General features: G+C 63.2%; 29 protein-coding genes and 1 other RNA gene. 15 read left to right on the top strand and 15 right to left on the bottom strand.

Translation table 11 applies throughout. From position 1 onward, the window contains the following. Positions 1-83: 83 nt before the first annotated feature. From IRL76_RS08895 to IRL76_RS08865, 7 genes are all read left to right on the top strand, one after another. Complete coding sequence (locus IRL76_RS08895) at positions 84-626, top strand: DUF3617 domain-containing protein (RefSeq protein ID WP_200981017.1); 543 nt, start codon at positions 84-86, stop codon at positions 624-626. A gap of 37 nt (positions 627-663) precedes the next feature. Continuing rightward, positions 664-1,449 carry an esterase/lipase family protein gene (locus IRL76_RS08890; protein WP_343072230.1) on the top strand — a complete coding sequence of 262 codons (786 nt, stop codon included), beginning with the start codon at positions 664-666 and terminating at the stop codon, positions 1,447-1,449. A gap of 59 nt (positions 1,450-1,508) precedes the next feature. Next, a complete protein-coding gene (locus IRL76_RS08885; RefSeq protein WP_200981016.1) occupies positions 1,509-2,936 on the top strand; it encodes a circularly permuted type 2 ATP-grasp protein in 1,428 nt (475 codons plus the stop codon). 1 nt (position 2,937) lies between these two features. Continuing rightward, on the top strand, positions 2,938-3,882 hold the full coding sequence (locus IRL76_RS08880) for an alpha-E domain-containing protein (RefSeq protein WP_200981015.1): 945 nt from the start codon (positions 2,938-2,940) through the stop codon (positions 3,880-3,882). Further along, positions 3,882-4,697: a transglutaminase family protein gene (locus IRL76_RS08875; RefSeq protein ID WP_200981014.1), complete on the top strand. Its 816-nt coding sequence runs from the start codon at positions 3,882-3,884 to the stop codon at positions 4,695-4,697. Before IRL76_RS08880 ends, IRL76_RS08875 begins: the two co-directional genes overlap by 1 nt. 19 nt (positions 4,698-4,716) lie before the next feature. Then, a complete protein-coding gene (locus IRL76_RS08870; RefSeq protein WP_200981013.1) occupies positions 4,717-5,466 on the top strand; it encodes a proteasome-type protease in 750 nt (249 codons plus the stop codon). A 129-nt stretch (positions 5,467-5,595) separates the two neighbouring features. Beyond that, the gene (locus IRL76_RS08865) at positions 5,596-6,225 is read left to right on the top strand and encodes a response regulator transcription factor (protein ID WP_200981012.1); all 630 of its coding nucleotides are present in this window, start codon (positions 5,596-5,598) and stop codon (positions 6,223-6,225) included. A gap of 24 nt (positions 6,226-6,249) precedes the next feature. Here the strand turns inward: IRL76_RS08865 and IRL76_RS08860 are convergent, their stop codons facing one another. The 3 genes from IRL76_RS08860 to putP all read right to left on the bottom strand — a co-directional run bounded on the left by IRL76_RS08860 (position 6,250) and on the right by putP (position 8,830). Beyond that, entirely contained in the window at positions 6,250-6,918 is a 669-nt protein-coding gene (locus tag IRL76_RS08860; protein ID WP_200981011.1) for an extensin-like domain-containing protein, read from the bottom strand. A 61-nt stretch (positions 6,919-6,979) separates the two neighbouring features. Then, the gene (locus tag IRL76_RS08855) at positions 6,980-7,348 is read right to left on the bottom strand and encodes a VOC family protein (RefSeq protein WP_200981010.1); all 369 of its coding nucleotides are present in this window, start codon (positions 7,346-7,348) and stop codon (positions 6,980-6,982) included. Between the two features lie 3 nt (positions 7,349-7,351). After that, on the bottom strand, positions 7,352-8,830 hold the full coding sequence (gene putP, locus IRL76_RS08850) for a sodium/proline symporter PutP (RefSeq protein WP_200984250.1): 1,479 nt from the start codon (positions 8,828-8,830) through the stop codon (positions 7,352-7,354). Positions 8,831-8,961: 131 nt separating this feature from the next. Here putP and budC point away from each other — a divergent pair, with 131 nt between their 5' ends. Then, the gene (gene budC, locus IRL76_RS08845; protein ID WP_200981009.1) at positions 8,962-9,738 is read left to right on the top strand and encodes a meso-2,3-butanediol dehydrogenase; all 777 of its coding nucleotides are present in this window, start codon (positions 8,962-8,964) and stop codon (positions 9,736-9,738) included. Here the strand turns inward: budC and IRL76_RS08840 are convergent. Both IRL76_RS08840 and typA read right to left on the bottom strand, forming a co-directional pair. Then, positions 9,735-10,211 carry a MaoC family dehydratase gene (locus IRL76_RS08840; RefSeq protein ID WP_200981008.1) on the bottom strand — a complete coding sequence of 159 codons (477 nt, stop codon included), beginning with the start codon at positions 10,209-10,211 and terminating at the stop codon, positions 9,735-9,737. The two genes, budC and IRL76_RS08840, sit on opposite strands and share 4 nt — an antisense overlap. Positions 10,212-10,266: 55 nt before the next feature. Then, positions 10,267-12,084, bottom strand: coding sequence for a translational GTPase TypA (typA, locus tag IRL76_RS08835; protein WP_200981007.1), 1,818 nt, complete (start codon positions 12,082-12,084; stop codon positions 10,267-10,269). Positions 12,085-12,342: 258 nt separating this feature from the next. Here typA and IRL76_RS08830 point away from each other — a divergent pair, with 258 nt between their 5' ends. Continuing rightward, positions 12,343-15,027, top strand: a complete 2,685-nt coding sequence (locus IRL76_RS08830) for a TonB-dependent receptor (protein WP_246449630.1) — start codon at positions 12,343-12,345, stop codon at positions 15,025-15,027. A gap of 226 nt (positions 15,028-15,253) precedes the next feature. On the opposite strand, the gene IRL76_RS08825 is transcribed toward IRL76_RS08830, so the two are convergent. Further along, a complete protein-coding gene (locus tag IRL76_RS08825) occupies positions 15,254-17,761 on the bottom strand; it encodes an ABC transporter permease (protein WP_200981006.1) in 2,508 nt (835 codons plus the stop codon). Then, on the bottom strand, positions 17,758-18,471 hold the full coding sequence (locus IRL76_RS08820) for an ABC transporter ATP-binding protein (RefSeq protein ID WP_200981005.1): 714 nt from the start codon (positions 18,469-18,471) through the stop codon (positions 17,758-17,760). Before IRL76_RS08820 ends, IRL76_RS08825 begins: the two co-directional genes overlap by 4 nt. A 23-nt stretch (positions 18,472-18,494) precedes the next feature. Here IRL76_RS08820 and IRL76_RS08815 point away from each other — a divergent pair, with 23 nt between their 5' ends. Further along, the gene (locus IRL76_RS08815) at positions 18,495-19,196 is read left to right on the top strand and encodes an arylesterase (RefSeq protein WP_200981004.1); all 702 of its coding nucleotides are present in this window, start codon (positions 18,495-18,497) and stop codon (positions 19,194-19,196) included. On the opposite strand, the gene recF is transcribed toward IRL76_RS08815, so the two are convergent. Beyond that, positions 19,193-20,272, bottom strand: coding sequence for a DNA replication/repair protein RecF (recF, locus tag IRL76_RS08810; RefSeq protein ID WP_200981003.1), 1,080 nt, complete (start codon positions 20,270-20,272; stop codon positions 19,193-19,195). The two genes, IRL76_RS08815 and recF, sit on opposite strands and share 4 nt — an antisense overlap. A 232-nt stretch (positions 20,273-20,504) precedes the next feature. On the opposite strand from recF, the gene IRL76_RS08805 reads away from it, so the two are divergent. From IRL76_RS08805 to IRL76_RS08800, 3 genes are read left to right on the top strand one after another with little or no spacing between them, the layout of a single operon-like run. Beyond that, positions 20,505-20,624: a recombination protein F gene (locus IRL76_RS08805; RefSeq protein ID WP_200981002.1), complete on the top strand. Its 120-nt coding sequence runs from the start codon at positions 20,505-20,507 to the stop codon at positions 20,622-20,624. A 37-nt stretch (positions 20,625-20,661) separates the two neighbouring features. Then, a complete protein-coding gene (locus IRL76_RS14705) occupies positions 20,662-20,778 on the top strand; it encodes a recombination protein F (RefSeq protein ID WP_425504488.1) in 117 nt (38 codons plus the stop codon). Further along, the gene (locus IRL76_RS08800; protein WP_200981001.1) at positions 20,775-20,996 is read left to right on the top strand and encodes a PspC domain-containing protein; all 222 of its coding nucleotides are present in this window, start codon (positions 20,775-20,777) and stop codon (positions 20,994-20,996) included. The genes IRL76_RS14705 and IRL76_RS08800 overlap by 4 nt, the downstream gene beginning before the upstream one ends. 109 nt (positions 20,997-21,105) lie before the next feature. Here the strand turns inward: IRL76_RS08800 and IRL76_RS08795 are convergent, their stop codons facing one another. The 5 genes from IRL76_RS08795 to IRL76_RS08775 are packed head-to-tail and all read right to left on the bottom strand — an operon-like array spanning position 21,106 to position 24,628. Continuing rightward, positions 21,106-21,888 (bottom strand): SDR family oxidoreductase, encoded by a 783-nt coding sequence (locus IRL76_RS08795; RefSeq protein ID WP_200981000.1) that lies wholly within the window; start codon positions 21,886-21,888, stop codon positions 21,106-21,108. 4 nt (positions 21,889-21,892) lie between these two features. Then, positions 21,893-22,435 (bottom strand): NUDIX hydrolase, encoded by a 543-nt coding sequence (locus tag IRL76_RS08790; protein WP_200980999.1) that lies wholly within the window; start codon positions 22,433-22,435, stop codon positions 21,893-21,895. A 2-nt stretch (positions 22,436-22,437) separates the two neighbouring features. Further along, the gene (locus tag IRL76_RS08785; RefSeq protein WP_200980998.1) at positions 22,438-23,112 is read right to left on the bottom strand and encodes a TPM domain-containing protein; all 675 of its coding nucleotides are present in this window, start codon (positions 23,110-23,112) and stop codon (positions 22,438-22,440) included. Beyond that, positions 23,113-23,925, bottom strand: coding sequence for a TPM domain-containing protein (locus IRL76_RS08780; RefSeq protein WP_200980997.1), 813 nt, complete (start codon positions 23,923-23,925; stop codon positions 23,113-23,115). 22 nt (positions 23,926-23,947) lie between these two features. Next, positions 23,948-24,628, bottom strand: coding sequence for a LemA family protein (locus tag IRL76_RS08775; RefSeq protein ID WP_200980996.1), 681 nt, complete (start codon positions 24,626-24,628; stop codon positions 23,948-23,950). 152 nt (positions 24,629-24,780) lie between these two features. On the opposite strand from IRL76_RS08775, the gene mscL reads away from it, so the two are divergent. Together mscL and ssrA are read left to right on the top strand one after the other, a co-directional pair. Then, positions 24,781-25,215, top strand: coding sequence for a large conductance mechanosensitive channel protein MscL (gene mscL / locus IRL76_RS08770; protein ID WP_200980995.1), 435 nt, complete (start codon positions 24,781-24,783; stop codon positions 25,213-25,215). A gap of 20 nt (positions 25,216-25,235) precedes the next feature. Further along, positions 25,236-25,578, top strand: a transfer-messenger RNA (tmRNA) gene (gene ssrA, locus IRL76_RS08765). 100 nt (positions 25,579-25,678) lie between these two features. Here the strand turns inward: ssrA and IRL76_RS14700 are convergent. After that, positions 25,679-25,882 (bottom strand): DUF7668 domain-containing protein, encoded by a 204-nt coding sequence (locus IRL76_RS14700; protein WP_425504520.1) that lies wholly within the window; start codon positions 25,880-25,882, stop codon positions 25,679-25,681. 234 nt (positions 25,883-26,116) lie between these two features. Continuing rightward, entirely contained in the window at positions 26,117-26,365 is a 249-nt protein-coding gene (locus IRL76_RS08760; RefSeq protein ID WP_200980994.1) for a hypothetical protein, read from the bottom strand. Between the last annotated feature and the right edge of the window lie 136 nt (positions 26,366-26,501).

Below are 26,501 nucleotides of genomic sequence, written 5' to 3'. Positions count from 1 at the left end.
GGGGAACAAAGTTGTGTGCTGCAACTTCGCTTGCGCAATGGCTTCCGACTGTTAGCTTCGTCGCCAGTCCTAGGGAGATTTCAATGCGCCGTTATCTACTGCTCGCTGCTGCAACCGCCCTCGTCGCCGCGTGCGGCAGCCCCGAAGCGGACGCGGACGGCGATGGCAAGATCACCATGAAAGAGGCAGCGGAGAAGTCGAAGGACCTCGTGAAGCCCGAACCGGGCCAATACCGCGCCACGGTCGAAATGGTGAATGTCGAGGTGCCCGGCGCGCCCAAGGAAATCCAGGAGATGATGAAAAAGATGATCTCCGTCGGCCCGCAGACCCACGAATACTGCCTGACGAAGGAAGAAGCCGCCAAGGGCTTTGAGGAAATGGCCCGCCAGTCGAACAAGAACGAGGATTGCAGTTTCGAGAAGTTCGAGACCGATGGCGGGACGATCGACGCGGTGATGAATTGCTCGCGACCCGAACATGGTATGGCCCGCATGACGATGCAGGGTACCGGAACCACTACCTCGTCCAGCATGACCATGACGATGGATGCCCAGACACCCGACGGCAAGACCATGAAGATGACCATGAAATCGAACCAGGAGCGGATCGGCGACTGCGACGGTTGAATGACCGTTTGATTTTCGGGAGCCGTTCATCGGCCTCGTGCATTATTACGCGGTGATGGCAACGTTACCGTTCAGAGACACGAATTTCATCGACCGCGAGGAACTCGCCCGGCGGCTGTCGCTGGCGGCCGAACCTTGCCCGGACGACGCGCGCGGCCCGCGCTGGCAATTGTTCCTGCGCGAATTCCTGTGGCCGTTCGAGCCGCTGCGCCGCAAGCTCGGCCAGCCGCTCGCGATCGCTCCCGCACGCCGCCCACAAACGGTCATGCTGCTGCCCGGCTTCGGTGCACACCCGATCCGGATGCGCTGGATGGCACGCAGGCTGGAGGCCGCGGGGCACATCGCGAAGAAGTGGGGGCTCGGCTACAATCTCGGCGCGACCGCGGACCGTTTCGATCGTGTCGAAAAACGCCTGCTCACCCTGTTCGAGAAGGATGGCGAGCCGATCGCGCTCGTGGGTTGGTCGCTGGGCGGGGTCATGGCTCGCGAACTGGCCAAGAAGCATCCGGACAAGATATCGCGAGTGATCACTCTGGGCTCGCCCTTCTCGGGTAGCCCGCGCGCCAACAACGGCTGGCGTGCCTATCAGGCCATTGCCGGCCACCGCGTGGACGAACCGGAGATAGATACCGTCCTGTCGGAGAAGCCGCCTGTCGAGACTGTGGCCATCTGGAGCCCGCGCGACGGGGTGGTGCACCCGCGTTGCGCCTGCGGCAAGCCCGGCGAACGCGACCGCGCGATAGCGGTTCGTTGCTCGCATATGGGCCTCGTCATGACGAATGAAGCCATAGCGGTCGTGCTTTCGGAACTTGACCGCGCCTGAATGCTTGTGTTCCTGTAAGTCACCGGCGGGTTCTCCTCCGGTCGAATCCCCGGGGGACAATGAGCGGTAGCGCGGGAAATTTCGACGAGATGCACAATGCCGATGGCACCGTGCGCGAAGCCTATGCCTCCTATTGCAGCTGGTTCGACGAGCAGAAGACCGCCCTGCTGAAGCGCAAGCACGGCGAGGCGGAGACCAATTTCCGCAAGACCGGCATCACTTTCAATGTCTATGGCGAGGACGAGGCCGAGGAACGGCTGATCCCCTTCGACATGGTGCCCCGGGTGATCACGGCCGCCGAATGGCGCAAGCTCACCCGCGGGATCGAGCAGCGTGTTTCTGCCCTGAACGCCTTCATGCACGATCTCTACCACCGGCAGGAGATCATCCGCGCGGGTCGCATTCCGGAACGGCTGTTCCGCGACAATGCCGCATGGCTGCCAAACATGGTCGGCTTCACCCCGCCCGGCGGGGTCTATACCCATATCGTCGGCATCGACCTTGTCCGTACCGGTCCGGACGAATTTTTCGTGCTGGAGGACAATGCCCGCACGCCATCGGGCGTCAGCTACATGCTCGAGAACCGCGAAACGATGATGGCGATGTTCCCCGAGCTGTTCATGCGCATGCCGGTGGAGGCGGTTTCGGATTATCCGCGGCGCCTCGCGAAGAGCCTCGCCGCCTGCGCTCCCAAATGTGCGCAGGACAAGCCCGTCGTCGCCGTGCTGACGCCGGGCATCTACAATTCCGCCTATTTCGAGCATGCCTTCCTTGCCGACCAGATGGGCGCAGAGCTGGTCGAGGGGAGCGACCTGCGCGTGGTCGATGGCCGCGTCGCAATGCGGACAACCGCGGGATACCAGCCGGTCGATGTGCTCTATCGCCGTGTCGACGACGACTTCCTCGACCCGCTGACTTTCAACGAGGACAGCGTGCTGGGCGTACCGGGCATCATGGACGTCTATCGCGCTGGCGGGATCACCATTGCCAATGCCCCCGGCACCGGCGTCGCCGACGACAAGGCGATCTATTCATTCATGCCTGAAATCGTCGAGTTCTATACCGGCGAGAAGCCCCTCCTGCCCAATGTCGAGACACACCGTTGCGCCGATCCGGACGAACTCAAGTACGTCCTCGACAACCTCGCCGAACTGGTGGTGAAGGAAGTCCACGGATCAGGCGGTTACGGCATGTTGATCGGTCCTACCTCGAGCAAGAAGGAGATCGAGGAGTTTCGCCGCAAGATCGTCGCGCACCCGGAAAACTACATCGCACAGCCGACGCTTTCGCTTTCCACCTGCCCGATCTTCACCAAGAAGGGGCTCGCGCCACGGCATGTTGACTTGCGGCCCTTCGTCCTTGTTTCGCCCGACAAGATCGACATCACGCCCGGCGGCCTGACCCGGGTAGCACTGAGAGAGGGTTCGCTCGTCGTCAACTCGAGCCAGGGAGGCGGCACCAAGGACACCTGGGTGCTGAAGGACTGATATGCTCGGCAGGACCGCAAACGGACTGTTCTGGATGTTCCGCTACCTCGAGCGGGCGGAGAACACTGCGCGCCTGCTCGATGCGGGCCTGCGCATGGCATTGACCCGCGATCTCGTCACGGCGGAAGAGGAGTGGCGGTCGGTCATCGCCACATCCGGCCAGCGCGCCAGCTACGAGGCGAAGCACGGTACCTATACGGGGATGCAGGCATGGAACCACATCCTGCGCGACAAGGACAATCCGTCCTCGATCCTCGCCATGTTCGGGCTGGTCCGCCAGAATGCGCGGCTTGCCCGCAATGCCATCAGCGGCGAATTGTGGGAGGCGATCAACGAGAACTGGCTGGTGATGAAGGACCAGCTTGCCCGCCCGGTTGGCGAGAACCGCGTGCTCGACATCGTCGCGACGATCCGCCGCGCCGGTACGCTGGCCCATGGCGCCATGGCCGGTTCGATGCTGCGCGACGAGGGCTATCACTTTGCCCGCGCCGGGACCTTCCTCGAAAGAGCGGACAGCATCGCCCGCATCCTCGACATCAAGTACTACCTGCTGCTGCCGTCGCTATCCTATGTCGGGTCGAGCCTCGACACCGGCCAGTGGGACCAGGTGCTGCGCTCGGTTTCGGGCGACCGCGCGTTTCGCTGGCTCAATGCCGGCCAGATCGACGCACGCGGGATCTGCGAATTCCTGATCCTCGACGATCGTTTTCCGCGCAGCCTTGCCTTCTGTCACTCTGCCTTGCGCGAGACCTTGACGGCGCTCGCACGGCTGCACGGCCATGAAGGGCAGAGCAACGCCCTGATGCGTGATTCCGACACGCACCTGACCGGTCTGACCATCGAAGAGGTGTTCGACCAGGGGCTCCACGAATTCCTCGTCGAGTTCGTATCGACCAACTCCGCCATCGCGAATGCGATCGCCGACGATTACCGGTTCCTCTCCTGATGCGCCTCTCGATCCGCCATACCACCCGCTACCGCTTCCACGCTCCTGTCGTGCACGCCCTGCAGCGGCTGCGGCTAACGCCGAAGGAGACGCAGGGGCAGAGGATCATCGAATGGGACATGGAGTACCTGAATGCCCATCCCGAACTGACATTCGAGGACCAGCACCACAACACCGTCACCCTGATCGGGGTGGAGAGCGGCGCGCAGGAAGTAACCGTGACGTGCCGCGGCGTGGTTGAAACCAGCGACCAGGCCGGGGTTATCGGTCGCCATGCGGGCCACCTCCCCCTGTGGAGCTTCCAGTCGCAGACCGCGCGCACGAAGCCGGGCGGCGGGATGCGCAAGCTCATGAAACAGCTCACCGACGGGGGGACCGACCGGCTGGACATGCTCCATCGCCTGTCCTCGCGCATCCTCGAACAGGTCGAATACAAGACCGGGACAACCCATTCACGCACGACGGCTGAAGAGGCTTTCGCGCAGGGCAGCGGGGTCTGCCAGGACCATGCGCATATCTTCATCGGCATCGCCCGCGCGCTCGATGTGCCGGCGCGCTACGTCAGTGGATACCTGATGATGAACGACCGCATCGAGCAGGAGGCCGGACACGCCTGGGCGGAAGCCTATGTCGAAGGTCTCGGCTGGGTCGGCTTCGACATTTCGAATGGCATCAGTCCTGATGCCCGATACGTGCGCGTCGCGACCGGACGCGATTATCGCGATGCCGCGCCGGTGACCGGCATCAGCTTCGGCGGGGCTTCTGCCGTGCTGGAGGTGGACGTCGCGGTCGAACAGCAGCAAGTGCAGCAATAGCTGCCGGAGATTCGGATCAATGACCTATTGTGTTGGAATGGTGCTCGACAAGGGCCTCGTCCTGATGAGCGACACGCGCACCAATTCGGGCGTCGACAACATTTCCGTGTTCCGCAAGATGTTCACCTGGACCGTTCCGGGCGAAAGGATCATCACCGTGATGACCGCCGGAAACCTCGCTTCGACCCAGGCGGTGATCAGTCTGCTGGAAGAACGCAGCAAGGAGCCCGGGGAGCGCGACAACGTCATTCTGGGCAGTCCGACCATGTTCCAGGTCGCGACCGAGATCGGACGACTCCTGCGCAGGGTCATCGGCGACCGGCAGGATGCCAATGGTGCGCGCGGGCAGGGCAAGTTCACAGCTTCCATCATCGTCGCCGGCCAGATCGCCGGCATGGAGCCCCGCCTGTTCATGGTCTATCCCGAGGGCAACTTCATCGAGGCCAGCCACGACACGCCGTTTTTCCAGATTGGCGAAACCAAATACGGGCGCCCGATCATCATACGTGGCTACGACAGGCAGATGAGCCTCGAAGACGGGGTGAAGCTGCTCATGGTCAGTTTCGATTCGACGCTCAAGGCGAACCTTTCGGTCGGACTTCCGCTCGACCTGCAGGTGATCGAGCGCGACAGCTACGAACCGTCACACCAGCATCGCGTGAATCACGACGATCCCTATTTCCAGGCCATCTCTTCAAGCTGGGGCGATGCACTCAAGAACGCCTTCCATTCCCTGCCGGATTACAGTTTCTATCGCGGGGACGATTAATAGGTCCAAATTGGATGACTTGAAAACCGGCGCGAATACCCAAGTCTACGGGCAGTAGAACGAAGTAAACATCCGAATAGGTAGTGATCCGGATTTGGCAAATTTGCGTATTGCGGCAAGCCTATGTCCATGGAAACACGACAAAATCTTCATATCGTCGGTGGATCAAGTCGTTCCCGGGCCGAACAGGCCCATCTCGGTTTCGACCTTGGTTACCATTGCGAAGTCTACGCCGACACTTCGGAGCTTCTCTCCTACAATCCGGTTCGCGGAGTCGTGCTTGCCTACGACGATCCGGATCGTGGGGGCGTTGCGCGTGTGCTGCGGGCACTGGCGGTCGATGGGAAATGGCTGCCGGTTGTCGGAACCTCGTTCGAACCCCGGCCGGGCCGGGTGGTTGAGGCCATAAAGGCAGGAGCACTCGACTATCTCAGCCTGCCATTGCGTGAAGAACGACTGGGCGATGCCATTGCCCGCATTGGCGGCGAAGCCGACGCCTATGCCGAGGCCCGTCGCAAGATGGTCGAGGCGCGCAACCGCATTGCCGCCCTCTCCCCGCGCGAACGCGAGGTCCTCGACTGGCTGGCCGAAGGGTGCAGCAACAAGATGATTGCGCGGGAGTTGTCGATCAGCCCGCGCACAGTGGAAATCCACCGCGCCAACATGATGACGAAATTGGGGGCCGAACATCCCAGCCAGGCTGTCCGCCTGCGGATGGAAGCCCATCTGGAAGGCGGCGCCAGGATCGTCGCGGGATAGGGCGGCAACAGCCCTTCGGTTCGCTCAACGGCAGTAAGAATTGCCACCGAATTCGAGGTGCAGGTGATCGTGGTGCGCCGCGTTGTAATCGGGGCCGAGCACGGTGCCGAAGCGCTTGCAGGCGCTCTGGTGGACGGTACGCAGGAATTCGCGTTCCTTTGGCGAGGCCGACCAGCCGTCCTTGACTGAAATGCGCCGACCGTCGGCCAGCACGAAAGCCGAGACATCGACAGCCTCTGCACGCGCGTGGGCCGACAGGCGCCCGGTGCCGGCGACATTGCGGCAGGAATAGCTGCCCATGGTCTCAAGGCGCCTGAGGGGGCTGCCCATGATCTGGCGAGCGGCGCGATCGACCCCGAAGCGCGCCCAGCTTGCCAGCGTATTGGCGGCGGGACATGCGAGAGGGCCGAGGTTGGTGACCATGAACTGGCCATTGTCCCCGCCGATTCCATCGAGCTTCACGGCGTTCAGGGCTGAACAGCCGGCTCCGTAATACTTGTCCGGCAGCGGGGCGAAGTTGGATCCTGTCCTGCCCAGTTCGGTTTGGCACTGGACCGCCTCCGGCCGCATCTGGGAAATCGTCGGCATGCCAGCTTCGGTGCTGACGCGCTTGGGAGCCCTGCTGTCAGGAACAGCGCCGCATCCCGCCACCGCGAGGAGGAGAGGAGAGAGCAGGGCGGGATGCAGTCGCATGAGGGAGACTATCGCCAAACATGGTTAACAAGGCGCTAACACGCGCATCGTGGCCATGGTGTCACGGAGCCTCGACCTGCTCCCACAATTCGATCTTCACGCCATCGGGGTCGAGCAGCCAGGCAAACTTGCCGTACCCCTCGTCGACACTGTCGAGCACGTCGACACCCTTTTCCCTGAGTTGTGCCACGAACACGTCGAGATCATCGACGCGCAGGTTGATCATGAAGCCACCCTTGCCGGGCTTGATGTACTCGTCGTCCTTGAAGTGGCTGATCAGCGAGTAAGGCTGGTCCTTGGTCTCTTCCGACCAGTTGAGTTGCGGGCCGTAGTCGCCATCCACCCCCAGCGTGTCACGATACCATGCGCGTGTCGCCTCGGGATCCTTCACGACGTAGAATACGCCGCCGAGGCCTGTGATCTTGGCCATGTCTCAGCTCCCTTGTGCTACGGCCTCCGCCTGCGTTGCCTTGCTTACCACGACGATTGCCAACCATGCAGCGATGAAGCCCGGCACGATTTCATAGAGGCCGCCATCGAAGCCGGGCATTGCGGCATTCCAGCCGAGCGCGATCCACGCCCCCACTACCACTGCGCCGGTTATAAGGCCCGCGACGGCACCCGATCCGGTCATGCGGTCCCAGGTCAGCGACAGGACGATCAACGGGCCGAATGCTGCGCCGAATCCGGCCCAGGCGTTCGATACGAGCCCGAGAACCTCGCTGTCGGGGTTGCGCGCAATGAGGATCGCAACCAGCGCAACCAGCGCAACGCAGATCCGCCCGACGTTTACGCTCTCGCGCTCGCCCGCGTCCTTGCGGAAGAACAGCTTGTAGAAGTCCTCCGTCAGCGAACTCGAGGCGACGAGCAGCTGCGAGCTGATCGTCGACATGATGGCCGCGAGAAGGGCCGCCAGCAGGAAACCGGTCACCAGCGGGTGGAACAGTAGATTGGCGAGCACGATGAAGATCGTCTCCGGGTCGTCGACCACCAGGCCGTTCCGGTCGACATAGGCCCGTCCGGCCAGTCCGATGCCGATCGCTCCGATAAGCGCGACGCCCATCCATGCCATGCCGATATTGCGTGCGGTCGGCATGTCCTCGACGCTGCGCACCGCCATGAAGCGCACGATGATGTGCGGCTGGCCGAAATAGCCAAGGCCCCATGTCACAGCGCTGATGAAACCTAGGACAGTCAGCCCCTGCGTCAGGCTGAGGAAGCCCGGGACATCCACTTGCTGAAGCGATCCGCCCGCGCTGCCTCCGGGTCCGAACATGATGACCAGCGGCATGATTACAAGCGCGGTGACCATGATCAGGCCCTGCACGAAATCGGTCAGGCTGACCGCTAGGAAACCGCCAACCATGGTGTAGGCGAGCACGACCAGCGCCGTTACCCAGATGCCGAGCATGTAGTCGCTCATGCCTGTGTTGCCGAACAACCCTGCGAAGCTGGTCTCGAACAGTTTGCCCCCGCCGACGAGGCCGGCGGCAGTATAGACCGAGAAAAAGACCACCACGATGAGCGCCGATACAAGCCGCAAGGCGACCGCCTTGTCCGGGAACCTGTTGGCGAGGAATTCGGGAATGGTCAGCGCATTGCCAAGTTCCTCGGTCTGCTGCCGCAGGCGCGGGGCGACCACTATCCAGTTGACCAGCGCGCCGAAGAACAGGCCGATGCCGATCCAGGCCTCGACAAGGCCGCTGACATAGAGCGCGCCGGGCAGGCCCAGCAGAAGCCATCCGCTCATGTCCGACGCACCGGCCGAAAGCGCCGCAACTGCGGGGGAAAGACCCCGTCCGGCAAGGAGATACCCCTCGCTCGTATCGGTCGAACGTTTCCACGCCCACAGTCCGATCGCGAGCATGAGGATGAAATAGAGTGCGAGGCTTATGATTGTTCCTGTCTGCATGCGCGCACGGCTAACAGGGCGGCGGGCCATTGGCCACAGCCAGCACCGAATTGACCGCAAGCCTTGCTGCTTGGCGCAGGGCCGGCAGGAGGGTAGCAAGGCTCCAACCACAATCGAGAGGAGCCGATGCCATGACCCAGCCCGCCCGTTTCACCGGCAAAACCGTGATCGTCACCGGATCCTCCATGGGTATTGGCGAGGCGATTGCGCGCCGGTTCCATGCGGAGGGAGCGAATGTCGTCCTCAACTCGCGCAAGGCGGAGGACTGCGAGAAGGTCGCGGCATCGCTTGGCGGCGATCGGGTGCTCGTCGTGGCAGGCGACGTGTCCTCCTCCGCCTTTGCGAAGGAGATGGTCGAGAAGACCGTCGCGGCCTTCGGCGGCATCGATGTGCTAGTGAACAATGCCGGGGTGGGGCGCGCAGGACGGCTGTCGGACGCGTCGGACGAGTTCATCGACACCATCATCGACATCAACCTGAAGGGCATCCTCTACCTGACACGCGAGGCGTTCCCGCACCTGCTCGCGGCGAAAGGCAACATCATCAACATCTCGAGCGTTTCAGGCCTCGGCGGTGACTGGGGCCTGGGTGTCTACAACGCGTCGAAGGGCGGGGTGTGCAACCTCACCCGGGCGATGGCGCTGGAGTTCGGCAGCCAGGGCGTGCGCGCCAATGCCATCTGTCCCTCGATGACCCGTTCGGACATGACCACCGGCGTGACCGAGAACGAAGGCGCGATGAAGATGCTGTGCAACCGCATGCCGCTTGGTCGCGCAGCCGAGCCGGACGAGATTGCCGGTCCGGTCCTGTTCCTCGCCAGCGATGATGCGGTGTTCGTCAACGGCGTGAACCTGCCGGTCGACGGCGGTATCACCGCTTCGAACGGCCAGCCGAACTTCTTCGGCTAGAGCTTCATCAGGTAGACGTGCTCGCCTTCGAGCACGCGTTCGCCCCGCTGGTTGTCGACCGTCGCACTCATGGTGACGACGCCGGTCGTGCGTTGCGGCTTGAGTTCGGCGATCGTCAGGCAGGGGTAGAGCGTGTCTCCGGGATAGGCGCTCTTGAGGATACGCGCGCGTACCTCGACCATGCCGACGAGGTTCTCGCCGACCGTGTAGGGAAAGGTCCCGGCACCCGCGACCGTAAAGCAGAGCACCTGCAATCCATGCGCCAGCGGGCCGGGATGCCCGAGAGCACGGCAGTACTCGGCGTCGTAATGGATCGGGTGATTGTCGAGGCTCAGCGCCTGGAACGCGGCAAAGTTGCCGTCACCCAGCGTCCGTGAGGGCAGGGGAAAGCGTTCGCCGACTTCAAGTTCGGCGAAGCTGCGCTGGGGCACGAGCCGGTGATGCTCGTATACCGGGGGAAGCCGCGAGGTCATGCACGCGAAGCTATCGCGCACATGACCCGCTGACAATCTGGCTGTTTGAAGCCGATTAACCCGCAGCGCGCTTGGCGCGCTTGCGCTCGTGCGGATCGAGGATCGCCTTGCGCAGGCGGATCGACTGCGGGGTGACTTCGACCATCTCGTCATCGTCGATATAGGCGATGGCCTGTTCCAGCGTCATGACCTTGGGCGGGGTCAGGCGAATGGCGTCGTCCTTGCCGGTCGAACGGAAGTTCGTCAGCTGCTTCGACTTCATCGGGTTGACTTCGAGATCGTCGGGCTTGGCGTTCTCGCCGATGATCATGCCTTCGTAGATCTTCGCGCCGCCGCCGATGAACAGGATGCCGCGTTCCTCCAGCGCGTTGAGCGCGTAGGGGACTGCCTCACCCGGGACCATCGAGATCAGCACGCCGTTCTGGCGGCCTTCGATCGGGCCCTTGTGCGCGTCATACTTCTCGAACAGGCGGTTCATGATGCCCGTGCCGCGCGTGTCCGACAGGAACTCGCCGTGATAGCCGATGAGGCCGCGCGAGGGGGCGGAGAAGGTGATGCGGGTCTTGCCCTGGCCCGAGGGGCGCATCTCGGTCAGCTCGGCCTTGCGGCGCTGCATCTTCTCGACGACCGTGCCCGAATGTTCGTCATCAACGTCGATGACGACCGTCTCGAACGGCTCCATGCGCTGGCCGTTCTCTTCACGGAAGAGCACGCGGGGGCGGCTGATGCCGAGTTCGAAGCCTTCGCGGCGCATCGTTTCGATGAGCACGCCGAGCTGGAGTTCGCCGCGACCGGCGACCTCGAAGCTGTCCTTGTCCTCGCTCTCGGTAATGCGGATGGCGACATTGGTTTCGGCTTCGCGGAACAGGCGGTCGCGGATCATGCGACTGGTCACCTTGCTGCCTTCGCGCCCGGCAAGCGGGCTGTCGTTGACGGCGAAGCGCATGGCCAGCGTCGGCGGGTCGATCGGCTGGGCCTGGATCGGTTCGGTAACGCTGGGATCGGCGATGGTGTTGGCAACTGTCGCCTTTTCCAGGCCGGCGATAGCGATGATGTCGCCCGCCTCGGCGCGTTCGACCGGGACGCGTTCCAGCCCGTCGAAGCTCAGCAGCTTGGTTGCGCGGCCGACCTCGATCACGTTGCCCTCGGCATCGAGTGCGCGGATCGGGTCGTTGATGTTGACCGTACCCGACTGGACGCGGCCGGTCAGCACGCGGCCCATGAAATTGTCGCGGTCGAGCAGCGTAGCGAGGAAGCTGAAGGGGCCATTGGGGTCGAGACCCGGGGCGGGGACGTGGTCGACAATCAGCTGGAACAGCGGGTTGAGGTCGCCGCTACGCGCGGTTTCGTCGTCGCTGGCGTAGCCGTCACGGCCCGAAGCCCACAGGCTCGGGAAATCGAGCTGCTCGTCATTGGCGTCGAGGCTGGCGAAGAGGTCGAAACATTCGTCGAGCACTTCCTGCGGGCGTGCGTCGGAACGGTCGATCTTGTTGACGACGACGATCGGACGCAGGCCTAGGGCGAGCGCCTTGCCGGTAACGAACTTGGTCTGCGGCATCGGACCTTCAGCGGAATCGACCAGCAGGATGACGCCATCGACCATGCTCAGGATGCGCTCCACCTCGGCGCCGAAGTCGGCGTGCCCCGGGGTATCGACGATGTTGATGCGCGTGCCGTTCCACTCGACGCTGGTGCACTTGGCGAGAATCGTGATCCCGCGTTCCTTTTCCAGGTCGTTCGAATCCATCGCGCGTTCCTCGACGCGCTGGTTTTCGCGGAAGGTTCCCGACTGACGAAAAAGTTGGTCGACGAGAGTGGTCTTGCCGTGGTCGACGTGAGCGATGATCGCCACGTTGCGCAGGTCGCGGGACATGGATTCTAGCTTTCTTTAAGGGTGCCGTAGCGGCAACGCGCGAGGGCGGGCTGCGTTTCGGGCGCGCCCCTAGCGTAGATGCTGCATTGCGGCAAGGTGCTGCTGTGTAACGCGAAAGGCACAGTCGGCGAATGCGTGTGGGGGAACCACGCTAACCCCTTGAGAGTGGCAGGATCTCTCAATATCTCGCGCTCGCTCGCGTGATTTTGGGGACTGCGCAGCAGACCGACTACACGTCTTGTGAGAAGAGGAACCTCCATGAAATTTACTGCCTTCGGCCGCACTGCGACCGTTCGTACCGTTATGCTTGCCGGTGCTGCGGCGCTGGTCCTTCCCTCCACCGTTGCGGCCCAGGATGCCGACGACGACCAGGCTTCCGTTGCAGACACCGCCGAAGAACAGGCGGAAACCCCCGACAGCAACGTCATCATCGTCACCGCGACCAAGCGCGAACAGACGCTGCAGGAAATCCCTGTCGCCGTCAGCGTGACTACTGCCGAGACCATCGAGCGCGCCCAGATCCGTGACCTCAAGGACCTGCAGACCCAGGTTCCCTCGCTCAAGGTTTCGCAGCTCCAGAGCTCGGCCAACACCAACTTCCTCATCCGCGGCTTCGGCAACGGCGCCAACAACGCCGGCATCGAGCCTTCGGTCGGCGTGTTCGTCGACGGCGTCTATCGCAGCCGCACCGCCTCGCAGATCACCGACCTCCCCGACGTCCAGCGCGTCGAAGTCCTGCGCGGCCCGCAGTCGACCCTGTTCGGCAAGAATGCCAGCGCTGGCGTCATCTCGATCGTCACCAAGGAACCGCAGTTCGAATTCGGCGGCTCTGCCGAACTTAGCTACGGAAACTACAATGCGATCGTCGCAAAGGGCCTCGTCACCGGCCCGATCACCGACGGCATCGCCTTCAGCCTCGCCGGCGGCATCAACAAGCGCGACGGTTACCTCGATGACCTCGGCACTGGCAACGAGAGCAATGGCCGCGACCGCTGGTTCACCCGTGGCCAGCTGCTGTTCGACAACGGCGGCCCGCTGAAGTTCCGCCTTATCGGCGACTTCGACAAGATCGACGAAACCTGCTGCGGTGTCGTCAACCTTCGCCGTTCGGCGGCCAGCAACGCGATCCTTGCCATCGGCGGCCAGATCCCGAACCCGGCCGATCCGTTCGCCGACGTGATCTACAACAACTTCGATTCCTCGAACGACATCGAGAACTGGGGCGTTTCGGGTCAGGCAGACTACGAGATCGGCGACTTCACGCTGACCTCGATCACTGCCTATCGTGAATCGCGCGCCATCACCAACCAGGATTCGGACTTCACCAGCGCCGACCTGATCGGTCGCAACTTCGCCGACGTCGGTCTCGAAACCTTCACCCAGGAACTGCGCCTCGCCGGTGAAATCGGCGACCGCATCAGCTTCTTGCTCGGCGGTTTCTACTTCAATGAAAGCATCGACCAGTCGAACGAGCTGTTCTTCGGCCAGGACTTCCGTGAATACGCGAACCTCCTGATCGGCGGTCCGGTCACCAGCCCGCCGAACGATTTCGCTGTCGACCAGCTCGAAGGCACGATCTCGGCTCTCACTGGCCAGAACTACCTCAACCAGTTCTTCATGCCGGGCCAGGGCCTCACTGAAGCCTACACGCTGAAGAACGAGGCGATCTCGGTCTTCGGTCAGGTCGATTTCGAAGTCGCCGACGGCCTCGTGCTGACGCTCGGCGGAAACTACACCGACGACAGCAAGCGCGTTTCGACCAATGTCGTTTCGTCAGACGTCTTCTCCAGCCTGAACCTCACCGGCATCGGTCGCACCGCGATCTTCGCCCAGGGCCTTGCCACCCAGGTTGGCAGCATCCTCAACCTCGGCCGTCCGGCGACGCAGGCGGAAATCGGTGGCTTCGCACTCGCGCAGCCCGCGATCTACCAGCAGGTTGCTACTGCAGTCGGCAGCTTTGCCGATGCCAACGCCAGCAATCCGGCGGTCAACCCGCTGCTGGCCCTGCGTCCGTTGCAGTTCCTGCCGCCCTTCCTCAACATTCCCAACAGCGTGGAAGAGGGCAAGACCAGCGACAACGACTTCACCTGGACCGCGCGCCTCGCTTATGACGTTTCGCCGTACCTGAACGTCTATGCGTCCTACGCAACCGGCTTCAAGGCGAGCTCGTTCAACCTGTCGCGTGACAGCCGTCCGCTGGCGTCGGATCTCGCGGCAATCCAGACTGCGGGTCTGGCCACCACCAACCTCACCACCGGTTCGCGCTTTGCGGGTCCGGAAAAGACCGAGGTCGCGGAACTGGGTCTGAAGGGCAACTGGGACATTTTCTCGGCCAACCTCACCTTCTTCAACCAGAAGATCAAAGGCTTCCAGTCGAACATCTTCACCGGCACGGGCTTTGCCCTTGCCAATGCGGGTGAGCAGGAGACCTTCGGTATCGAGTTCGACAGCGTTTCGCGCCTGTCGGATTCGTTCAGCGTGATGGCCGCCTTCACCTTCCTGCAGCCGAAGTACAACAGTTTCCCGAACAGCTCGATCGGCGACCTCTCGGGTCGCGACGTGGCCGGAATCTCGGAGTTCACGATGGCTCTGGGCGCCCAGTACAACAAGGAGATCAACTCCGCTGGCGACCGCATCATCCTGAACACCAACTTCTACCACGAAGCTCCGGTGCAGATCGCGGACGGCCTGCCGGGCTTCATCTCGGGTGGCCAGGATGCGGCCTTCGCCGCAGCCCGTCCGTTCCGCCGCCAGGTGGACGAACTGTCGGCCAGTGCGACCTATGCCTTCGGCATGGGCCTGGAACTGACCGTGTGGGGCCGCAACCTGCTCGACGATCGTTATATCACCACGATCTTCGACTCGGTCGCGCAGTCGGGCTCGATCTCGGGCTACGCGAACCAGCCGCGCACCTATGGTGCATCGGTGAAGTACAAGTTCTAATACTTCCGGATCATCCGCGAAAAACGGGAAAGGGGGCCTTGGGGTCCCCTTTTCTTTTGCATGTCATGAACTTGCAGCATCCGTCCCGGGTTGAAACGGTCCCGACGTGGTAGCCCGCGAGGCGGGATGAGATGTTATCAGGAGGTTGCGACCCGTCGGGCTGGTCTTCGCTCTACTGGTCGATATCCTGAACCCCGCGCCATCTTGGCTGCGGGGTTCATTTTTTCTAGAGCGCGCGCAGTGCCTGGGCGGGCTTGGCCCTGAGCAAGGGCAGCGACGCCCCGAGCGCGAAAACCAGTACAACCGCCAGCCCAAGACCGAGCACTGCAAGGACTTGGGGCCAGTCGGGCAGCCAGTCGAACTCGAACAGTCGGGTGACGACCAGCCATGCTGCGAAGCTGCCAACAGCGAGAGCAACGATTGCGAGAGCCGCGGCGAGGATGCCGTACTCGATCAATTGCATGGCGAGGATCTGCCGCCGATCTGCGCCGAGGACCCGCATAACGACAGTGTCATAGGTTCGCGCAGCACGTGCGGCAGCTATCGCGCCCAAGAGCACGGCAAGCCCCGCGAACACGGCGACGCTGGCAGCAGCAAGCGTGGCCAACCCGACCTGGTCGAGGATCGTTCTTGCCTGACCCAGGACGCCGCCCACCTCGATCACCGAGGCCGACGGGAAACTGCGCACCAGTGACTGAAGCAGTGGGCCCGTGGGTGTGCCTTTCGACAGCTCGATCGTGGCGGCAAGATTGTGCGGCACGTCCTGCATCGCATTGGGGCTGAGCACGAAGACGTAATTGAAGCCCATGCTCTCCCAGTCGATCCGACGGAAACTGGTGATGCGCGCCTGCTTTTCGACGCCCAGGACGCCGAACGTCAGCATGTCGCCGATTTCGAGCCCGGCAGCCTCTGCGAAATCCTCGTCGATCGATACCTGCGGCTCACCCGCGTAGAATGGCCCCCACCACTTGCCCTTGGTGATGGTGTTCCCGGGCGGGACTTCGTCGGCATAGGTCAGGCCGCGCTCACCGCGCAGGGCCCAGGCACCTTCGGGCAGCTCCTCGAGGTCTGCGGTACGGGTCATGCGGTCTTCGGGTCCGAACGCAAGCACCGACCCGCGCAGTGCCGGAACCGTACGCCAGTTGGCATTGGGGTCGGCCTGCTGGACCAGCCGTTCGAACTCGGTCACCTGCTCGCGAGGGATGTCGAGAACGAAGTAGTCGGGAGCCTTTTCGGGGACCCGCTTTGCGATATTGCCGTCGATTGCCGACTGGACCGCAGCGAGCAGGACGAAGGCGGAGAGGCCGAAGCCGAGTGCGGTTACCAGGGCTCCGGTGGAGCTTCCGGGGCGGTGCAAATTGGCAAGCGCATTGCGCAGAATGGGATTACGCGCGCGGGGGAACGAGGCCGCCAGCTTGCGAATTGCAAGGCCCAGCAGCGCCAACAGGCCGAGGAGGACCGCAGCTCCGGCAAGGAAACCGCCCGAGAGCATGGGCTGCTCGGCGGTGAGCAAGGCGAGGGCAACGATGGCCGCGAGCCCGCCGCCCACTATCGCGAGCGCCGCCTTGTCCCCTGCCAGCGGCGACACGCGCGCACGCATCAGCGCCATGGCCGGGAAGCGACGTGCCCTCATTAGCGGTGGTGCCGCGAACACGAGCGCTACCAGCAGACCGTAGGCAAGGGCGAGCAGGAGCGGTCCGGGTGCGAAGATGAAGCCGGTCGATACGGGCAGGAGACCCCGCAATGCACCCGCAAGCAGCGGCACGATGGCTATCCCTACGAGGATGCCTGCGATGCTGCCGACAAGGGCAGCGGCGAACACCTGGAGCGCGTAGATCTTGCCGATGTCGCGACTGGTAGCGCCGATTATCTTGAGCGTGGCGATCCCCTGCCGCCTGGCATCGAGGTAGGAACTGACGCCACCACCGATGCCGATCCCCGCGATCACCAGAGCGGCAAGGCCGACGAGGGTCAGGAATTCGCCCATCCGGTCGACGAAACGGTCGGTACCAGGTGCGGCCCTGTCGGCGGTGTCGATTTCGAAACCCGAAGTCGGGAAGCGCTTTTTCAGGCTCTCGGCAACATCTTCGGGGGCCTGTGACCCTGCGAAACGGACGCGGGTCTTAGACTGGTACATCGAACCAGGAGCGATGAGGCCGGCGCGCATGGGCAGGTCCTCTGCGACGATGATCGTTGGTCCGAGCTGGAAGCCTTCGCCGAGACGGTCTGGCTCGTCCTTGATGATGCCGCCGACCTTGATCGGCGCGGTGCCGATCGTGATCGTATCGCCGATCCCGGTTCCGAGCCGGTCGGCCGCGCCCTGCGACAGCCAAGCCCCATCGGCAGGGGGCGGGCCGACAATCCGCCCGTCGGCCAGCACCAGCTTTCCGTACAAGGGATAGGCTTGGTCCACGGCCTTGAGCTCAATCGGCACGGCCTGTTCGCCTGCGCGGGCCATGGCCTGCATCCGAGTGCCGGAAGAAACTGTCCCAATTTGGGACAATGCGGCACGCTCTTCGTCGGCAAGGCCGCGTTGCCATAGTTCGACCTGGAGGTCTCCGCCGAGAAACTGGCGACCGTTCGCCTCCAGCTCCTGCTCTATTGCCGCTGTCAGCGTGCCGATGGCCGCTAGTGCGCCGGTGCCGAGGAACAGGCAAACGAGCAGCAGGCGCAGGCCGCGGAAGCGCGCGCTGAGATCGCGCCGGGCGATGCGCCAGGCGGTTCCCCAGGTCATGCGGCAGTATCGCTGGCGATGCGTCCGTCGGCGAGCGTCAGCACGCGCTCGCAATGCTCGGCGAGTTCGGGATCGTGCGTGATGACCAGCAGGGTCGCTCCGGTTTCCGCGCGGCGGGCGAACAGCAGTTCGACGATCTCGTGGCCGGTTGCTGCGTCGAGATTTCCGGTCGGCTCGTCGGCAAAAATCAGCGCTGGGCGCGGCGCAATCGCGCGGGCAATGGCGACGCGCTGTTGTTCGCCGCCAGACAATTGTTGCGGATAGTGGTCGAGCCGGTGCCCGAGGCCGACTGCCTCTAGTTCGGCCTTGGCCCGCGCGCGCGCGTCGGTTTCGCCGGAGAGTTCCATAGGCGTCGCAACGTTTTCCAGCGCGGTCATGGTGGGGAGAAGATGGAAGGCCTGCAGCACGATGCCGATGCGGCCGCGCCGGGCATGGGCGAGGGCATCTTCGTCGAGTGCAGCAAAGTCCTGACCCGCGACCTGCAGGTTGCCCCCGCTGGCGCGTTCGAGTCCTGACAGTACCGCCATCAGCGAACTCTTGCCCGAGCCCGACGGTCCTAGCAGGGCAACGGTCGAGCCGGTTTCGATGTCGAGGTCGATGCCGCGCAGGATCTCGACGGGCGCGGCGTCGGTACCGAGGGTGAGGGTGAGGTTGCGGGCGGAAATCGCGGCTTGTGGATTGGTCACGGCGCTGCGATGGCATAGGGCCATAGGTTGCACAAGGATACTCGCCGATGCGGCTCAGTCATTGGTCGATAGCACTGCTTGCCCCGGTTCTCGCTGCCTGTTCGCAGGCCGACACTGTTGCGGAACCGGCGGAGACGACCGCCCCTTCGGCCACCTCGCCCGAGCGCAAGGAGGTCGCGGGCCCTGAACGCCGTATCCTCGCATTCGGGGACAGCCTGTTCGCCGGCTATGGAGTAGGCCTGACGCATTCCTACCCGACCAAGCTCGAATACGCCTTGCGCGACAAGGGTATCAACGCGATCGTCACCAATGCGGCGGTGTCTGGGGAGACGAGTGCGGCGGGCGCCAAGCGTTTCGCTTTCGCACTCGATGCGCAGAAGGTGAAACCGGACCTGATCATGCTCGAGCTCGGTGGGAACGATATGCTGCGTGGTCTCCAGCCCACGGAAACGCGCGCCAATTTCGCCGCCATGCTGGGAGAAGCGAAGAAGCGCGGCATCCCGGTCCTGCTCATGGGGATGCGTGCGCCGCCGAACTATGGCCCTGAATACCAAGCGGAATTCGATAGCCTGTATGGCGAGCTCGCCAAGGAATACGGCGCCGCAATCGTGCCCTTCTGGCTCGAGGCGATCTACGAGAAGCCGCAGCTGTTCCAGGCCGACCGCATTCACCCGACGATAGAGGGTATAGACCTTCTTGTAGAGGACACGCTGGATGAGGTGCAGGCCGCGCTGCCTCCGGTAGGCTAAAGGCGCTCGACCAGGCCATTTGTGACGCGCCAGGTTGCTGCATCGCCGGCGATGCTCTCGAAAGGCGCAATTTCGGTGCCGGTCATCCAGACTTGTGCGCCGCTCGCTTCCAATTGTTCGAACAGGGCCGCGCGCCGGACCGGGTCGAGATGCGCTGCGACCTCGTCGAGCAGCAGGATACTGGCGCGGCCCTGCGCCGCGAGGCCGGCATGGGCGAGGGTGATGGCAACCAGCATTGCCTTCTGTTCGCCGGTCGAGCTTTGCGCGGCGGGCATGCGCTTGGCGGCGTGGACGACGTCGAGTTCGTCGCGGTGCGGGCCGGAAAGGGTGCGCTGCGCCGCGCGGTCACGGCGGCGGCCCTCATAGAGCGCTTGCGACAGGCCGTCCGCGTGATCAGGTGCACCGGGCACATAGGTCAGGGCAGGGCGGGCGAAGGGTTCGGCCGGCATCTGCGCCAGCCGCACCGCCAGCGCTTCGACCAGCCGCGCACGGCCAACCATCAGAGCGGAGCCATGTTCGACCATTTGCGCCTCGATCGCGTCGAGCCATGCGCCGTCGGGTTCGCGCTGGTCGGCTAGCAGGCGGTTGCGTTCGCGCAGTGCGCCCTCGTAGCGCGAGACATGTGCCGCGTGCATCGGGTCGAGTGCCAGAGCCATGCGGTCGACAAAGCGTCTGCGGTCGGCGGAAGGGCCGGTGAAAATGCCGTCCATCGCCGGGGTGAGCCAGGTCACGGCCAGCCATTCGCCCAGTCCTACAGCGCTGGCCTCCGCACCGTTGATGCGCACGCGGCGGCGGCCGGGTTGGGCACCTTCGCTGTAGGTTCCGATGCGCAGGGGCTCGTCGCGCGAGAGGAGGTCGGCTCCCACGGCAAAGCCGTTCGTGGCCCCGCTGCGAACCATGTCCGCCAGCGCTGCCCGGCGCAGGCCGCGGCCCGGCGCGAGCAGTGATAGCGCTTCGAGCAGATTGGTTTTCCCGGCTCCGTTCTCACCCACCAGGAGGTTGAAGCGCGCGGTGCCGTCAAGGCCCGTCGCGGCATGGTTTCTGAAGTCGGAAAGCGAGATACGGTCGAGCGCCATGGGGTGCCGAGGCGATAGCGTGCAAGGTCCTGCACCGCCACCCGAAAGGGCGAAATCCAAATGTTGGTGAAAATTCCCAACCTTTCGGATCGATGAACAAGCGGCAATCTCGCCGTTAAGGAAAGAATGGCGGATTTCTGCCGTTTTTCGAGTTTGGCACGGCCCATGCAGTGTAGTTGGCATCCCCGGATGGTCCGGGAGAAAACAGACCAAGGTTCAAGGAGTTACTAAAATGACCGCTTTTGATTATGCCAGCAACCGCGCTCTTGCCGCAGTTTTCGCTTTCGCCGTCTCGGCAGTCTTCATGGCCGCCGCCATCGTTCCCGCCAGCCCGGCCGTCTTCGTTGCCTGAAGCCGGCCACCCGCAACCAAGGAATAGGAAGGAAAAAATGTTCACTTCGGAAAACAGCAGCAAGCTTGCCGCAGCTGCCTTCTCGCTGGCCCTTTCGGCGATCTTCTTCGCCACGGCCATTGTCCCTGCCTCGCCGAACGGACTTCTGGCATGAACGACCTCAAGTTCCGCGAAAGCGACCACGCCGTCCGTCCGGCATCGAGCTTCCGCCTCGATCGCACCAACGGCAAGCTGATGGGCGTCTGCTCCGGCATCGCCCGCTACTTCGGCATCAACGCCACCTGGGTTCGGCTGGGTTTCGTTGCAGGTACGCTGCTCGGTTTCGGCAGCTTCATCCTGATCTACCTGGCGATCGCACTGATCGCAGACTGACCACGGCCCCGCGCCAACCGTCCCGGTTTTCGTGCCGGCCGTGGCTCACAAAAAAGAAAACCGGGAGGGGCCGTCGTGCCCCTCCTTTGATTCCACCCCCCGGTGAAAATCACATGGCCGAGATACCGCCGTCGAGCTTCATCTCGGCACCGGTCATGAAGCGGCTCTCGTCGCTGGCGAGATAGACCACCGCATTGGCGATATCGTTCGGCTCGCCGACGAACTTCAACGGGATCTGCCGCGCCAGCTTTTCCATCAGCACACCCTTGTCGAGATTGTGATTGCGCGCCGTCCCGTCGAGGATGGGCGTGTCGACAAAGGTCGGGTGCACCGAATTGCAGCGGATCTGCATGTTGTTCTTCGCACAATGCAGCGCGATCGACTTGGTCAGCATCCACACCGCCGCCTTGGACGAATTGTAGGCTGGCATGGTGTCGCTGGCGATCAGCCCGGCGATGCTGGAAATGTTGACGATCGATCCCGGTGCGTGCTGGCGCATCAGCGGCAGGGCCTTCTGGCAGCCGTGGAAGATCGAATCGACGTTGACCGAGAAGCAGCGCTTCCAGTCTTCGAACTTGCAGGTCTCGATATTGCCGCCGACGCCGATCCCGGCGTTGTTGACGAGCACGTTGAGCCCGCCGAGTTCGGCATCCGCCGCCTCGACCACACGCTCCCAGTCATCGGGGTTGGTGACGTCGTGCTGGATGCCATAGGCATGGCCCGCGCCCAGTTCCTCGACGATTTCGGCGGCAGTGGCTTCGGCGCCCGCGCCGTTGATGTCGGTGCAAAGGACACGCGCGCCTTCTTCGGCCAGCCGCTTCGCATGGGCCCGGCCCAGTCCCTGCGCCGCGCCCGTCACCAGTGCCAGCTTGCCCGCACACCTGCCTGCCATAACTCTACTCTCCTGCCAGTATCCCTTGTCCCAGCAGCATGAGCATGCGCACGTCGATCCCGCAACCATCGTTGCGCTTCGCGGTGATAAAGTCGGGCAAGGCATCGAGCGCGACGCGATGGACGGTGATGTTCTCGCCCTCGGTCCCGCCGCCTTCGCCGATGCGGGTGAGGCCGGAAGCGCGGACCAGCGTGAAGCTTTCGGAGACCATGCCGGGCGAGGAATAGAAGCAGCCCATGTCCTCGAGCCTCTCGGCGCGGTAACCGGTCTCTTCTTCGAGCTCGCGGCCGGCAGCAGTCAGGTCTTCCTCGTCCTCGCCGCCTGCATCGTCGCCGATCAGTCCTGCGGGCAATTCCACGCAGTTGCGGCCCAGCGGGACGCGGAACTGCTCGACCAGAAGGACGTGGCCATCCTCCACGGCCAGGATCACAGCAGCGCGGATGTTGCGGCTGCGCCCGACATATTCCCAGCGGCCGCGCTTCTTGGCGACGACATACTTGCCTTCCCAGACGATCTCCTCGTCCGCGTCGTGGTCGGGGACCGCCATGATCAGACCTCGATCAGCCGGTCGGGAAGTTCGTTTACATCGTCCTCGTGACGCGGGAATTCCTGGGCGAGGACCTTGCCGACATCGCGGATGCCGGCGGCGAGACCTTCGGCCAGGTGGCCCTGTCGAATCTCGGACAGCATGTCGGCCATGGCCTCTCCCCAGACTTCGGCCGGGACCTTGAGTGCGATGGGTTCGTCGGCGACGATTTCCGCCCGGTGCTCGCGCATAGAGAGGTAGACGAGCACGCCGGTGCGGCCATGCGTGCGCCGCTCCGCACCGACCTTGAAGTGCTTGATCGCTGCATCGCGCACGCGGGCCTTCTTCACCGGGCCGGGGACGAGCAGGAACTTCAATGGCTGCCACAGCTGGATCGCCACCGTGCCGAAGAACTTGAGCAGGCCGATGCCGATGATGATCGTCATCAACTGGCCGGGCGTCCAGTCGTGGGTCCACCCGCCCATCAAGCCGTCGATAATGTCGAGGTAGAACTGCGGGATCAGCGCAAACACGCTCATCGCGGTGAAGGCCACGGCGATCGCCCACCACAGAGCGACGTCCGTGTAACCGTCCGACCGGTCGGCCAGGACGGTGACGATCTCGCCGCTGGTGTGCAGTTCCGCCTCGGCGACGGCCTTGGACACGATGTCGTGTTCGGCCTCGGTCAGATAGCCCATTTACCAGCCCCCCGAGGCGCCGCCGCCCCCAAAACTTCCGCCGCCGCCGGAGAAACCGCCACCGCCTCCGCCGCCCCAGCCACCGCCTCCGCCCCAGTCGTCGGAATCGGTGATGCCGCGGGCGATGGCCTTTCCGGCCTCCCACAGGATGATGTCGCCGACCGCCCCGCCGAGGCCGCTGCGATAGCGCCTGCGCCGGCCGCGACCGAACGCCGGCAGGATGAAGAAGACGAGGATGAAGATGAACCAGATGATTGCACCGACGGGCACGCCGCCTTCGCTTTGCCGCGCATCGACGCGCTCCTGCGCGACCTTGGCGGCCTCTTCGGGCGGCAGTTCGAGCTGGGTGATGATCTGATCTGCACCCCAGTTAATTCCGCCGGCAAAGTCTCCGTCGCGGAAATAGGGCTTCATGCCCTCGATATACTCGAAGGCAAGACCGTCGGGGATGATACCCTCCAGCCCATAGCCGACCTCGACGCGCATCTTGCGCTCGTTGGGGGCTACGATGAGGATGATGCCGTCGTTGCGCTCCTTGTCGCCGATGCCCCACGCCCGACCGAGCTGGTAGCCATAGTCGGCGATGTCGTAGCCTTCGAGATCGGGGATGGTGACGATGACGAACTGGCGCTGGTTCTTCTCTTCGAAGGCATCCAGCTTGGCGGTCAGCTCCGCTTCCGTCGCGTCGTCGATGATGTTGGCCGCATCGACCACCGGCGCAGTCCCGCGCTCGGGGAAGGTCTGCGCGGACGCGGGCAGGGCAAGACCCAGCGCGACCGCGCAGAACAGCAGCAGGCGTAGGAGGTCACGCATCGGCGTGCTTCCCCTCTATCGCTCAGTTGGCGACGGCGGCGGGGGCCTCGGTCGCGGTGTTGTCGTTGGCTCCAGCGGCCGGCGCTGCAGGAGCGCCGCTGGCGCGCATGTCGAGCTTGGGGGCGACTTCCGCGCCTTCGCTCACAGCCTCGTAGGGCACCATCGGCTTGGCGCCGTGGATGATGTTCGCGCCGATCGTATCGGGGAAGGTGCGGATGGTGGTGTTATACTTGCGCACCGCCTCGTTGTAGTCGCGGATGGCCACGCGGATGCGGTTCTCCTGACCTTCGATCTGGGTCATGAAGCGGCCGAAGTTCTCCTGGCTCTTGAGTTCAGGATAGCGCTCGACCGAGACGAGCAGGCGCGACAGCGCACCGCCGAGGGTATTCTGGGCCTGCTGGTACTGCGCCATCTTGGCCGGATCGTTGAGGTCCGCGCCGTCGAGCTTGATCTCGGGGCGGGTGGCGGCGGCACGGGCCGAAATCACGTCGTTGAGCGTCGCGCGCTCCTGCTCGGCCGAGGACAGGACGATCTGTTCAAGGTTGGGGATGAGGTTGGCACGTTCCTGGAACGCGGCCTCGACATCGGCCCACTTGGCCTTGGCAGCTTCTTCGTCACGAGGGACCGAATTGATACCGCAGGCCGACAGCGCAAGGGCTGCGGCAGCGACGATCGTTGCGCGGAATGCGGCGAAGCGGGTCATGGGAGAGTGTCCTTCAATTACGCCTGGGGAGAGAGTGACTGTCTTATCAAGATAGCACGCCTATCGTGCACTTCAAGCTTAACCCGAACTTGTCGAAAACCGGTGGTCGTGTCAGGAAGTGCGCGGGTCACAAGGGTTAAAGGGGACGTAGGGTGCTAAAAGAATTCAAGGAATTTATCGCGAAGGGCAACGTCATGGAATTGGCGGTTGCCGTGATCATCGGTGCCGCATTCGGCACCATCGTGACATCGCTAACCGACGAAGTGATCATGCCAGTCGTCGGAGCGATTTTCGGCGGGGCCGATTTCTCGAACTACTTCGTGCTCCTTTCGGCCCCGGCCGGATACGAAGGTTCGATGACGGACTATGCAGCGCTCAAGGAAGCGGGTGCGGCGATGATCGGTTACGGCGCGTTCCTGACCGCGGTGATCAACTTCATCATCCTGGCCTTCATCATCTTCCTGCTGGTCCGCTACACCAAGAAGGTGACCGAGGAATTCAGCCACAAGGAACCAGAGGCTCCGGCAGGTCCGACCGAGGTCGAACTGCTCGCCGAAATCCGCGACGAGCTGAAAAAGCGCGCCTGACGCGCGCCTTCAACGGCCGCTCACTTCACATTAAGACCGGCATCGCTATATAGGCGGTGCCGGTTTCGGCCGGCTATGGCGATAAACTGCGCCGTGCAATAGGTACAACGGACCCGGGGGCAGTACCCGGCGGCTCCACCATAACCCGCTGTAATTGGCGGTTTTTGACGGGGCCGAACCAGGATCGACGTGTGCTGAAAGACGGTGTTTTTGCCCGGGCTGAGTAACCCGCATAAGGCTCACAACACACAAGTGCCAACGATAACGAAGCACTCGCTCTCGCAGCGTAATCTGACGGGCTAACGCCCTGATCTTACAAAGCTAAAGCGCGGTTGGACCCACCGGGCAACAGAAGCGGATTCCGGGGCTCCGAGGGTAGCTAGCAACAGAAACCCTCACCTTACTTTTAATACGTTTCCCGCGATCAAAGTGCGGATGGTGGGCAATGCCAACAATGGCTTGCTTAAGGGATGTAGACGGCCTCGACAGAGATCGTGAAGTCATCGTTCGCGCCTTGCAGCCTTGCATGGAGTGCCAGATCGCTCACCGCTTCTGAGCGTGTAGTGAGGTCAACCAAGACTAGCCAGTACCCGTCCATCCAACGATAGATAGACCGCTTCCATGTCGCGTCGTCCAATGGCGCTAGCTCGTCGCCATACGCCCCAATGTTTTAAGCAATGCAATCCGCCGTATCAGCGTCGATAGGCCGAACACCTACAACTGGATGATCGCGAAGTTGAAAATCTCCGACAACGAAGGACTCTACAATTTCACGAATAATCGGACGGAACATCTCGGGTATCGGGTGTTCAGCATCATCCCTTCGAAGCATCGGAGGCAAACTCCCAAGCGGAACGATTCAGACTTGTGCAAACGCCGCGTGTTTCGTCGTTGCCGGAATCTAGGGGTCAGTAGCCTCATCCGACGCCTTCGCCGCTTCCTGCTCGTACCGGATCGCGTCGAGGATCTTTGCGCCGCCGAGGAACACTGCACCGGCAGTGGCTGCGAACAGCAGGTAGCCGCCGAAACCCGGATACTGCGTGGTGTAATGCGCACCGCGGGTCATGGCGCCGAGGGCCAGGGCATAGATGATCAGGTACGCTTCGAAGCGCGTCTTGATCACGAACAGCCTTTTGACCTTCTTCCACACGTTCCTGCGGTCTCCTTGTTTAACCTTTCGGACTGCAAATCCCGTGCCATCAACGATGTGCTGCGGGGTCCGGTGGTTAACGCAAGGAGAAGTGTAAGACCGCCCGACGAATGGTGTCCAGCGTGTTAACCACGCC

This window comes from Qipengyuania soli, assembly GCF_015529805.1.
GTDB classification, from domain to species: domain Bacteria; phylum Pseudomonadota; class Alphaproteobacteria; order Sphingomonadales; family Sphingomonadaceae; genus Qipengyuania; species Qipengyuania soli.
Note: the sequence above shows the minus strand (reverse complement) of the source record. Positions and strands in the feature narration are given on the sequence as shown.